At 69.0% G+C, this 11,527-nt stretch carries 8 protein-coding genes; all 8 read left to right on the plus strand.

Going from position 1 to position 11,527, the window contains the following annotated elements; genetic code table 11:
• Positions 1–39: 39 nt before the first annotated feature.
• The 8 genes from uppS to WME89_RS38655 all read left to right on the plus strand — a co-directional run bounded on the left by uppS (position 40) and on the right by WME89_RS38655 (position 10,870).
• A complete protein-coding gene (gene uppS, locus WME89_RS38620) occupies positions 40–891 on the plus strand; it encodes a polyprenyl diphosphate synthase (RefSeq protein WP_438004598.1) in 852 nt (283 codons plus the stop codon).
• Between the two features lie 3 nt (positions 892–894).
• Positions 895–1,716, plus strand: coding sequence for a phosphatidate cytidylyltransferase (locus tag WME89_RS38625; RefSeq protein WP_438004599.1), 822 nt, complete (start codon positions 895–897; stop codon positions 1,714–1,716).
• A gap of 257 nt (positions 1,717–1,973) precedes the next feature.
• Complete coding sequence (locus WME89_RS38630; RefSeq protein WP_438004600.1) at positions 1,974–3,299, plus strand: Glu/Leu/Phe/Val family dehydrogenase; 1,326 nt, start codon at positions 1,974–1,976, stop codon at positions 3,297–3,299.
• Between the two features lie 602 nt (positions 3,300–3,901).
• Positions 3,902–4,774 carry a hypothetical protein gene (locus WME89_RS38635; protein ID WP_438004601.1) on the plus strand — a complete coding sequence of 291 codons (873 nt, stop codon included), beginning with the start codon at positions 3,902–3,904 and terminating at the stop codon, positions 4,772–4,774.
• A 911-nt stretch (positions 4,775–5,685) separates the two neighbouring features.
• A complete protein-coding gene (locus WME89_RS38640) occupies positions 5,686–6,786 on the plus strand; it encodes a hypothetical protein (RefSeq protein WP_438004602.1) in 1,101 nt (366 codons plus the stop codon).
• A 624-nt stretch (positions 6,787–7,410) separates the two neighbouring features.
• Positions 7,411–8,367, plus strand: coding sequence for a hypothetical protein (locus tag WME89_RS38645; RefSeq protein WP_438004603.1), 957 nt, complete (start codon positions 7,411–7,413; stop codon positions 8,365–8,367).
• Positions 8,361–9,944: a protein kinase domain-containing protein gene (locus WME89_RS38650; RefSeq protein ID WP_438004604.1), complete on the plus strand. Its 1,584-nt coding sequence runs from the start codon at positions 8,361–8,363 to the stop codon at positions 9,942–9,944. The genes WME89_RS38645 and WME89_RS38650 overlap by 7 nt, the downstream gene beginning before the upstream one ends.
• Positions 9,945–10,645: 701 nt before the next feature.
• On the plus strand, positions 10,646–10,870 hold the full coding sequence (locus WME89_RS38655; RefSeq protein ID WP_438004605.1) for a hypothetical protein: 225 nt from the start codon (positions 10,646–10,648) through the stop codon (positions 10,868–10,870).
• The last annotated feature ends 657 nt before the right edge of the window (positions 10,871–11,527 follow it).

Genomic DNA, 11,527 nt, shown 5'->3' on the forward strand with positions numbered 1-11,527 from the left:
TCGACAGTCGGTAGTCAACAAGGGAAACTCCCCCCGCCGATGAACCTCGTAGAAGCCAGAAATCTCCCGCGCCACGTCGGAATCATCATGGATGGCAACGGCCGCTGGGCCGAGCTGCGCGGCGAGCCGCGCGAGGCCGGCCACAAGGCCGGGAGCGCCGCCGTGCGGCGGATCGTGCGCGTCTGCCGGAGGCTCGGCGTCGAGGCGCTGACGCTGTACGCCTTCAGCGAGCAGAACTGGGCGCGGCCCCGGAACGAGGTCGACGCGCTCATGGGGCTCCTGCGCGAGTTCCTCATGAGCGAGCGCGGCGAGATCCTCGAGAACGACATCCGCCTGGTCGCGATCGGCGACATCAGCCGGCTCCCCGAGGTCGTGCGCGAGGTGCTCGACCCGCTGCGGAAGGCGTCCTCCGCGAACATGAGGATGACGCTCGCGCTCGCGCTGTCCTACGGGGCGCGCGAGGAGATCGCCGCCGCGGCGCGCGAGCTCGCGATGGAGGCTGTCGCCGGCCGGCTCGACCCGGAGGCGATCGACGGCGCGCTGCTCGCCGCGCGGCTGCCGAGCCTGAGCGTGGGCGAGCCGGATCTCATCATCCGCACCGGCGGCGAGCAGCGGCTCTCGAACTTCCTGCTCTACGGGGCCGCGTACGCCGAGCTGTCGTTCACCGAGCGGCTGTGGCCGGACTTCACCGAGGACGACCTCTTCGCGGCCATCGCCACCTACCAGCAGCGCGACAGCGCCGTCGAGCCCGCGTACAGGGCGGAGGGCAGCGGCGGCGGCGGCGGTGGCGGCGGCGGCGAGCTGGTCGCCGCGCGCGGCGCGATCGACGGGGCTCGGCCGTGGCGCGCGCGCGAGCTCGCCTCTCACAACGGCTCACGGACGGGGGTTTGACGCTTGGCTGCTTCCAACCTCGCGATGCGGTTCATCACCGCCGTCGTGGCCGCGCCCGTGCTCCTCTCGCTGCTCTACCTCGGCCCGGCCTGGGGGTGGGCGGCGCTCGTCGCCGCCGCCTCCGCCGTCGGCGCGCTCGAGTTCTTCGCGATGACCCACCCGGACGACCGCGCCTCGCGCGTCGCCGGCGTCGCGCTCACCCTCGCCGTGCTCGGCGTGCTCTGGCGCTTCGGGGGCTCGCCGGTCGCGCTCCTCGCGCTGATCTTCCTGCTGCCGTTCGCCGCGATGCTCGTCACGCTCACGCGGCTCGGGGAGATGCGCACCGCCGCCCTGCGCGTGCTGGCGATGACCTTCGGCCCGCTCTACGTGGGCGGCGGGCTCGGGGCGCTGGCGCTGCTCCGGCGCGACGCCGGCGCCGACGGCCCGTCGTTCGTGGTGCTGGCCCTGCTGCTCTCCTGGTTCTCCGACACGGGCGCCTACTTCGCCGGCCGCTTCCTCGGCCGGCGCAAGCTCTACGAGGCGGTGAGCCCCAAGAAGACCGTCGCGGGCGCCGTCGGCGGCCTGCTCTTCGCGGTGATCGGCGCGCTGATCGCCCACTTCTGGTTCCTGCGGTCGCTGCCGCTCGTCGACGCTGTCGCGCTCGCGATCGTCGCGGGCGGCCTCGGCCAGGCGGGCGACCTCGGCGAGTCGTTGTTCAAGCGCTCCTTCGGGATCAAGGACTCTGGCGGGATCGTGCCCGGCCACGGCGGCATCCTCGATCGGGTCGACGCCCTGCTCGTCACCGGGACGATCACGTATCTGTATGTCCTGTGGTCGAGGACGTGATCGACGCCGCGCGCCTCGCGCTGCGCGCGCGGCGCGAGACAGCCGCGTCCAGCGACACGAGAAGCACGCGCGGCGCGCCCGCGCCGGGGCATCGCCCACCCACTGCGGACTTGCCGCCGATGTCGTTAACGCGCCGCCGCATCGCGCATTCCCAGCCTGACGCGATGTCCCGCCCCTCCGGATACGCGATAACGCGTCGCGTGATAGCTCCCTGACATTGAACGGAGGGGCGCGGCGGACTAAAAAGTTACAGAGCCATGGAAGATCAATTCAGTGCCAAGCCCACGACTCCGCCGGTGAGCGCGCCTCCGGCTCCGAGCCAGAAGCACAAATACGAGTTCTTCAAAGTCGTCCAGGGTTACCTCGACGAGGCTGCCCGCTTGATCGAGCTGCCGGTCTACATCACGACGATCTTGAGCCAGCCCAAGAACGAGATCATCGTCAATTTCCCGGTGCGGATGGATGACGGCAGCATCCGGCTCTTCAAGGGCTACCGGATCCAGCACAACAACCTCCTCGGGCCGTTCAAGGGGGGTGTTCGTTACCACGAGTCGGTGTCGCTCGACGATCTCAAGGCGCTGGCCGCGATGATGACGTGGAAGTGCGCGCTCATGAACCTGCCGCTGGGCGGCGGCAAGGGAGGCATCAAGTTCAACCCGAACGAGGTGTCGCGGGCCGAGCTCCAGCGGATCACGCGTCGCTTCTTCCATGCGCTCGGCGCGAACATCGGCCCGGAGACGGACATCCCGGCTCCCGACGTGGGCACCGACGCGAAGACGATGGCGTGGGCCATGGACACGTACATGAACACCGTGGGCCAGTTCTTCAAGCAGGCGGTGAAGGGCGTCGTGACCGGCAAGCCGGTGGCGTCCGGCGGCACGCACGGGCGCGAGAAGGCGACGGGGCAGGGCGTCGTGCACTGCATCACGGAGTGGGCCGAGGACAACGACGTGAACCTCGGCGGCTCGACGCTGCTCGTGCAGGGGTTCGGCAACGTCGGCTCGCACACGGCGGTGCTGCTGTCGAAGCTCGGCGCCTCGACCGTCGCGGTCGGCGACCACGCGGGGTATCTGTACAACCCGGAGGGGTTCAACCCGCACAAGCTGCAGGACTACGTGAAGAAGCACCGCTCGATCGCGGGCTATCCGGCGGGCAAGCCGATCAGCCGCGAGGAGTTCTTCCGGCTGAAGGCGGACATCTTCATCCCCGCGGCCCTGGAGAACCAGGTCGGCGTCGAGGAGGCGAGCTCGCTCCAGGTGCGGCTCGTGGCCGAGGGCGCGAACGGGCCGTGCACGCCGGAGGGGGAGAAGGTCCTGCTGGAGCGCGGGATCGACATCCTGCCGGACGTCCTCGCCAACTCGGGCGGCGTGACGGTGAGCTACTACGAGTGGGTGCAGAACAAGCGCTCCGAGACGTGGACGCTCGAGGAGGTCGACGCCCGGCTCGAGAAGGCGATGAAGCGGGCCTACCGCGACGTGACCGAGATGGCGCGGCAGAAGAAGTGCACGCTGCGCCTGGCGGCGTACGCGGTGGCGCTGCAGCGGCTGGCGGCGGCGTACGGGGAGCGGGAGATCTTCCCGTGAGGCGGGGCCGGGGGGGCGCGGCGCGGGGCTGAGGGGCGGGGCGGGGCGGAGGGGTCCGGGGCGGAGGGGCGGGAGCGGGAGCGGGCTTTCCGGGACAGGGGACCGCCTTTCCGGGACAGGGGGCGGCTCTTCCGGGACACGGGACCGCCCTCCCGGGACACGGGGCGGCTCTTCCGGGACACGGGACCGCCCTCCCGTGACACGGGGCGGCTCTTCCGGGACACGGGACCGCCCTTCCGGGACACGCAACCGCCCCTCCGGGACACGCAACCGCCCTTCCGGGACATGGGGCGGCTCTTCCGGGACAGGGAACCGGCCCTCCGGGACACGTAGCCGCCCCTCCGGGACACGGAACCGCCCTTCCGGGACACGCAGCCCCTTTCCGGGACACGGGGCGGCTCTTCCGGGACATGGGCGCCCGTGTTCCCCTGCCCTGCGGGCGACACGACGCGTGTTCCTCCGAGCAGCATCTCGGCAATGCTCACCGCTTGCGAGCGGGAGGTGCGTGCATACGGTTCGTCACCGTACTTGGGGGGTGAGACACTCATCTCCCTTTTCCGGGCACCGGCTCGTCGAAAGCGAGGCGGTGGCCCAGGAGGAACATGAAGAAGCCGAGCAAGGAGCTGGAGCAGTGGATCAGCGCCGCTGCCGAGATGGCAGACAGCGCGTCGCCGGTCATCAATCAGCCGCTGCACGTTCTCTTCGGAGAGGCGGTCGATGTCGCCAGATTCTTTGACAGGTACTGGAAGCCAGAAGCGGATGAGCGCGGCAGCATCGTGCGACCCGGGCTCGAATCCGCGGTCGGCAACGCCGGCAAGGGCAAGAAGAAGCCCGCCGGCGCGGCCGGCCGCATCCATGTGAAGACCGGCGACGAGATCCTGTCGCTCCAGCGCGCGACGCAGGAGGCCCACACGCGCTATCTCCTGACCATCAACCCGAAGGGCGAGGATCCCGCGGCGCGCGGCCGGTTCCTCCTGAACGAGCTCACCGCCGTCCTCGAGTGGTACTTCGACGATGGCGTCGAGGACGAGAAGGACGCGCAGCTCGCCCGCGTGGACGCCGCCCACGCCGACGATCCGCAGACCGCCGACGCGCTCGCGAGCGCGCTCGACGACTACGCCCACCTCGCGGAGCCCCACCGCGACGAGCTCCAGGGGCTCGGCGGGTTCGAGTCCGGGCACATCGACGAGGCGCATGCGGTCGCGGCCGCCCTACGCGACAGGCCCGCGTCCGTCGCGGCCCTGGCCGGCCCCGCGCGCTCGGCGATCGACCTCCGCAACCGGCTCGCTGGCATGCTGCTCGACCGGATGAACGCCGTCAGGGCCGCCGCGCGCTTCGTGTTCCGCAACCACCCGGAGATCGCCCGCGAGGCGACGAGCGCGTACGAGCGGCGCAAGCGCGCCGCGGCCCGGCGCGCCAAGGCGAAGGGCGCCGCCGCGCCTGAGGTGCCGGCGGAGGCGCCGCTGCTCGGCTGAGCGGGCGGGAGCGGCCCGGTCCGGTTGACCCCGGGCCGGGCGCGGGCGCGCTGGTCAGGAGCGCGTCACCCAGCCCCTGGTGCCCCTGGTTCCGCGATTGAGGAAGGAGAGGAACCAGGGACGAACTTGGGCTTCTTCCCTGGTTCCGGCGAGCAAGGGATCTACTCGGCGAGCCATCAGCCAGCCTGAGCGTCAACAGCCCGGAAGGCTGGCGAGTAGAGCCCCCGCTATATCGAACTCGCGGAGCGCGGGCCCCCCACTTTGAGCTCGCGCGCCGTCGCGCCTCACAGATCCAACGTCAGCTCCAAGTGACGGTGAACGAGAACTGCCTGGCGCTCCTCGTTCCACCGCATGCTCGAGAGCGCACCGTCCTGAGACGCGACGACCGCCGTTGAACCAGGGAATTTGGTGCAGGCTATAGCGGCAGACTCGGCGGAGCGGAAGCGGCCGGCGGGACGCACGCTCCGAGCGTACCAGACGACGCAAGCGGACGGCCTGGACGCGCGTGTCCGGTGCAGCGCGCCTCGCTCTTCTCGCGGTCATGGACCGCCGCGAGAGTCGTCACCGGCCGCGGCGTTTTTAGGTCGCAAACGAGAAATTCCGTCGCGCGATCACAATGCTCGCCACGGAACACGCGGCACTTCTGCACGCTCGACCGCGTCGTCGCGGTGGTATGAAAAGCAGCGCCGCGCTGGATGGGCCAGCGCGGCGCTGTGGTGCAACGCATGCGCGAGGTGATCGGCGTAGGCGCGGCTCAGCAGCTCGACGACCCCGAGAGGCCGCCGCGGCAACAGCGGCGACGCCCTCGAGCAGCGGTGCGGCCTGCGGGATCGTCCGGGCTGCGGGGCCCACGGAACCGCATCGGGCCATCCGTGGCCGTACAGACACATCGACCCAAGGATTGGGAATCCATGAAGCACAGCATTGACGAGCTGCTCGATATCGTCTATCGATACTATCCCCGTGGTGTTGGGATGACCGACGACGGCGATATCGACGTTCAGCGATGCATGGAGACCAAAGAGCACGACCGGCTCGTGCGCGCGCGGATCCAGGCATCGAAGGGCGACCGATGGCGCGACCTGCGGCGTCGCCTCCGAGACGGATTCCCTGGCAGGTTCATGAACCATTCGCTGTATCTCCCCGCCGGAGACTGCGACGCCTGTTACTCTTTCTCGATCGACATGCCGGAGTCCACGGGGCGAACGCTGTGGTTCCATGTGAGCTTTCTGGCTCCTTACTACATCGTCCATAGCGAACGCACGGTCGATATCGTGAAGCGAACGAGGGACTCGTTCTCGGTCAAGTTTCTAGGGTTACATTTCATCGTTCCGCGCAGCCCGTTCGATCCGAGGTTCGTCGCTCATCCGGACCATGGGCAAAGTTTCGCTATCGTCAGGAAGGAATATGTCACCTTCGATCTGTTGCCCGATGAGCGGCCATGCGCGGAGTGGATTTCCGGCGATATCGAAGCGACGTTCGGTTGCGAACGCATGCCGCCGGAGATCGGGACCGTGCTCGTGCCCGATGTGATGCCGGGCCCGCGTCTCCCCGGGGAGGCTAGACTCTACGACTGCCTGTTCACGGACCATCACACGTGGGTGGAGCCATCGCCGTCTGATGAGCCGGCACCCGGCGTCCAGCTCGAAGCGAGCAACCTGACACAGCCGCTCATCGCGGTGCTCACGGTGCTCGCGGCGCTCTACTGCATCTTGTGGCCCCTGACGCCAGAGTTGCAGAGCGGTTCTTGCTACTGCGTGGTGGAGACGGATGGAGTCCTTCGCAAGGACGAGTTGATCGACACGCTCGCGAAGATTCGCGTGCTCCTCGAGCCGCCGATGACTCCATGGGGCATCTCTGCGAAGCGCGAGTTCGAAGCTGCCACCCGTGAGCTCGAAGCGCTGGTCGCTTCGTGGGACGGTGAAGGCGAGCCCCCGGCCGCCATGGTCGCCTGGGCCTGGAGCTTCCTGGCGAGTTGGCCCGTGAACTCGGAGCCCGTAGCGTCGTCGTAGCACGCTCCGTGTCAGGCGCGATCGTGGTGAGCAGGCGGCCCCCGATGCCCCCTCGAACATGACGACGACACGGTGGACGACTCGCGCGATCCCCTGGAGGAGCCCCCGCCAGGAAGCCCGAAGCCGTCCCAGCGCCCCCGTGCGGGGCGGGCGGGACGCCGTGAGCCCATCCGGGTGAAGTGGCTCGTCCATGCCGGAGATGGGTGGCACCCATCTCCCGGTGGACGTGCCGCCATCAAAAGATGGGTCGCACCCATCTCCGCGATGGACGTGCCGCCATCAAAAGATGGGTCGCACCCATCTCCCGATAGACGTGCCTCCATCAAAAGACGGGTGGCACCCATCTCCGCGATGGCGGGCGGGACGCACGCTCCGAGCGTACCGGACCGGTGCAGCGCGCCTCGCTCCTCTCGCGGTCATGGACCGCCGCGAGAGTCGTCACCGGCCGCGGCGTTTTTCTAGGCCGCAAACGAGAATCTTCGTCGCGTGTTCACAATGAGCAGCCGCGAAACACGCGGCACTTCTGCACGCTCGACCGCGTCGTCGCGGTGGTATGAAAGGCAGCGCCGCGCTGGATGGGTCAGCGCGGCGCTGTGGTCCCCCTCGTTCACCCCGAGGTGAACCGTGCGTGCTTCCATTCCACTGGTCCACCCCCGGCAAGCGGCGGTCCTGGCCCTCGTCCTCGCCTCCGCGTTCCCCGTACAGGCCGCGGCCGCGGACCCTCCTCCCCGGTCCCGCGAGGTCCAAGAGCTCATCGAGGAGGCGGAGAAGGCCGCCAAGCGGCTCGATCTCGCTCGCGCCCGCGAGCTTTGGGCGCGGATCAACGAGCTCGAGCCCTCGACGATGGCCGTGTGTCAGCTCGGCGTGTTCGACCTGCGCCTCGGCCGGTTCGAGGAGGCCGCGGCCGAGCTCTCCACGTGCGTCGCGCAGATGCCCGCGCCGACCAACGACATCGAGCGCCGCCGCTACCAGGTCCGACGCGCCGACCTCGCGGCCGTCCGGCAACGCGTGGCCGAGCTCCACGTGAGCGCCCCGCCGGGCACGGCGCGGCTGCTGGTCGACGGTCGCGAGGTGAGCGCGGGCGGCCCCGTCTTCGTCGTCCCTGGACAGCACGAGGTCACGGCGACCGGCAAGCAGGGGCAGGTAGCCCGTGCGCGCGTCAAGGTGACGGCGGGGCAGTCGCGGCGCGTCGCCCTCGCCTTCGAGGCCCCGAAAGCCGCCAGCGCTCCAGCGCGGGCGCGCAACCCGTGGACCATCGGCACCGGCGCGGCCGCCTCGGCGGCCCTGCTCGGCGCCGGCGTCGGCCTTCACCTGGCCGGCGACGCCGCGGAGAGCGAAACGGCCGCCAAGGTGTCGCGCCTCTCGGACGGCTCGATGCTCCCGAGCAGCGCGCAGTTCCGCAAGACCTACGACGAAGCGCACGCGGCGAACACACGAGCGAGCCTGTTCCATGGCTTCGGCTCGGCCGCGCTCGTCGTCGGGGCAGCGCTCGGTGCCGCAACGGTCGTGTACGTCGTCTGGCCGCGGAAGGCCGAGATCCGCACGAGAGGCGCCGGCGCGGAGGTCAAGCTCGTATGGTAGCCGCCGGCGACGTCTGGGAAGGCCACGAGCTGCTCAACGAGGAGCGCGGCTTGCTCCGTCACTTCCTCGCGAGGCAGGTCGGCGACACGGGGGCTCTGGTCTGGTTGCACCTCCGCGAGGGCGCGCGCCTCGATGCGGGTCTGTTCGCTGAGGAGATTGCGCGCCTGCAGCGCCTCTCCGACGAGGTCCCGGAGGTCGTCCCCGTGCTCTACGGTGGGGTGAACGGCGCCGTCGCGTGGGCAGCGTCGCCTGTGCTCGGCGACGCGATCCCGCTCATCGACGCCACGCGCGGAAACGACCTCGGGCCGGCGGATCTCGAGGTGCTGATCGACATCGGCCGGTGTCTCGTGCGTGCTCATGAGCTCTCGTTCATCCATGGCGCCCTCAGTCCGGACCGGGTCTCCATCGGGGGCGATGGCCGATACGCGATCACCCACTTCGGATTTGCCCGTCTCTTTCAGCTCGGCCCGGAGGACGCTCGTCAAGATACGTACGGGTACGCACCGCCCGAGCTCTTCTCGGGGGGTCAGCTGGGACCTCGCGCGGACGTGTACGGCTTCGGTACGATCATGTACGAGCTCTTGTGCAAACGCGCCCTCTCGCCGTGGACCCGTCCCCCGAGCTTTCCCAACGGGATCCATCCGATGCTTCAGGTGATGATGCAAAGGGCGCTTGAGGAGAACCCCAACCGGCGGCTGCCGAGCATCGACAAGATGCTCTGTGTCCTGACGCCCTTTGCCCGCGAGTGGGAAGAGCTTGGCGCACCGCCGGCCCCTCCCCACGCGGACATCTTCGCCCAGCAGTCTGGCGCTCGGCGCAAGCCGCACGAGGCGGCGCCCATCCTCGTGGAAGACGAGGCGAACGCGTTTGCCTCGGGTGAAGCGGGTGAAGCGGGAGGGCGAGCTGGCGAGTTCCCCACGCCCCGCCCTTCCGACGTGCCCGACACGGTCGAGAGCGTGCCGCCGCGGGACGCGGCGGACAGCGTCACCGACGCGTCTTCGGTCGCCACGCAGGGCCCTTCCGAGACGCCCGCCACCCTCAAGAGCGCGATCCCGCCGCGGGCTGCGCGGGACAACGTCACCCACGTGCCTCCGGTCGCGCTGCGGTCGCCTCCAGCGCCCGAGCTACCGGACCTCGAGCCGATGCTGCCGGTACCGCCGGTGCCCTCGACCCCTCCGCGCTCTCCGGTGCTGCCGGTGCCGCCGGCGCCCTCGACCCCTCCGCACTCAAGCCGCACCCCAGGGCGACGCTCCCCGCCGCGCTGGTTCGGCGCGGTGCTCGCGCTGGCGTTCGTGCTGGGCAGCGCGACCGCGGTCCTGCGGCGTGAATCCCCGCGTCACGTCGTGCCTCGCCTGGGGCCAGTGGTCCAGGCCGCGGCGGGTCGAGCCACCCTGCCTCCCTCAGCTCGACCGCTCGATCGACGCCCTGAGCCGCTCCCAGGGGCCGCCACGCCGCCCGTCGCGGCGCGGCCGCGCACGACCCGGCCCGCCGCTCCCACACGGCAGACCATGAAGATGCCGGCGCAGGAGCCCGACCTCTGTGACGGTCTGCTCCCTTGTCAGAAGGTCTTTTACTGAGCAGCGGAGGGGTTCTCATGCGGTCGACATCTTGTTTCGCCTTCAGCATGGCTGCGCTGCTCGGTTGCGGGGAGGACATCGATATCCCCAGGCCCCGGACCGACGACAATCCGGTGTTGTTGTGGATCGGCGACACGCCAGATTTTCCTAGCTGTCCGGAAGGTCGGCTCGATTACTGGGATGGATGGGCTGACGTGCGCACGGATCCTCAGTACCAGAACGAATGCGGGACGTGCGCGTGCAGCCCTGCCGAGTGTGTGCTGCCAGACAGCGTGAAGGCGCATGAGGCGCCTCTCTGCGCTGACGAGGGAGTCAAGGTCAACCTCGCCGGTGCAGCCGACCCGCCAGGGCACTGTGTCAAGGCCTCGCCCCTTGTCCCGGGTGACGCGTTCGCCTCGGTCACCATCAAGCCGCCTACGATGGCTCCCGCATGCAAGCCGTCGGAGCACACTCCGCCCCCCCTTACAGGGAGTTTTGCGCGAGCTTGCCCGTGGACCGGTGAGTATAGGACAGGGTTCGATGGGCTGGTGTGCATCGCACCCGAGCACGACGGCTCGTGCCGGCCGGGCTTCTCCGCGCGCTTCGAGTTTCAGGAGAAGAGCAGAGACGCTCGTACCTGCACGCCATGCGAATGCGGCGCCCCCGTCGGCGGAAGCTGCGTGGCGGATGTACTGCTCTTCAGCGACACGACATGCTTGGACATGCTGATCTCGATCAACGGAATCGGCACAGAAGAGGAAATTTGCTACGGCGCACCTGCCGATTCGCCGCTGGCAGGGGTTCGCGTGGTGTTCGCACGGGACGAGCCGGGCACGTGCACGCCAATGGCCACCGTCTCCATGGTCGACGCCACGATCGAGAGCGGCGAGACCCGAACGTTTTGCTGCTCCAGCGCGGAGATCATCTATGGCAATGTTGACAATTGACCGAGGCAGAGGGGTGGCCGCCGCGATGCGCTGGGTTGCGCTCTCCACGCTGGCCACGTGTGTGCTCATCGGGTGCTCGTCGCCGGTGCCCGAAGATTTACCAGATCCAGATCCGAGCCAGCTCATCCTGCTCTGGGACGGCCGATACGAGAGTGCTCCACGGTGCGGTGACAAGACCTTGTGGGAAGGGTGGGCGGGGACGCCTGGGCCGGTGGAGTGCGAGCCTTGCGAGTGTAGACCTGCTCAATGTCTGCTCTCGGACAGGGTGCTCCTGCACTCCTCGTCCGATTGCTCCAGTAGTGACCTCGTTGCTATGATCGATGCGGGCAACAGTTGGGATGGCACATGCTTTCCTCTTACCCATCCCATTCCTCGAGAATCCTATGAATTTGTGACGATCGAGCCGCCGCTTGTGACTGACTGCCAGCCTGTTACCCCGGTGCCGCCGCTGCGGCGAACGAACATGACATTCGTTCGGGCATGTAGTCCGGATATCGACTTCTTTTCCACAGACTTCCTCCATTGTTATCCGCCGCAGCCGAACGGAGAGTGCTGGGACTCCTACCGGGTCCGGCGGGATTTGCAGCTCCACAACGACACGCGCACGTGCAGCCCGTGCTCCTGTAGCGAGCCGAGCCGCGACAAGTGCCGCGTACA

The sequence above is a fragment of the Sorangium sp. So ce321 genome, from assembly GCF_051530195.1.
Taxonomy (GTDB): domain Bacteria; phylum Myxococcota_A; class Polyangia; order Polyangiales; family Polyangiaceae; genus Sorangium.

Coding starts and splice junctions, on each gene's coding strand:
- uppS (WP_438004598.1), top strand. CDS start 40: ATGAACCTCGTAGAAGCCAGAAATCTCCCGCGCCACGTCGGAATCATC.
- WME89_RS38630 (WP_438004600.1), top strand. CDS start 1,974: ATGGAAGATCAATTCAGTGCCAAGCCCACGACTCCGCCGGTGAGCGCG.
- WME89_RS38635 (WP_438004601.1), top strand. CDS start 3,902: ATGAAGAAGCCGAGCAAGGAGCTGGAGCAGTGGATCAGCGCCGCTGCC.
- WME89_RS38640 (WP_438004602.1), top strand. CDS start 5,686: ATGAAGCACAGCATTGACGAGCTGCTCGATATCGTCTATCGATACTAT.
- WME89_RS38650 (WP_438004604.1), top strand. CDS start 8,361: ATGGTAGCCGCCGGCGACGTCTGGGAAGGCCACGAGCTGCTCAACGAG.
- WME89_RS38655 (WP_438004605.1), top strand. CDS start 10,646: ATGCTGATCTCGATCAACGGAATCGGCACAGAAGAGGAAATTTGCTAC.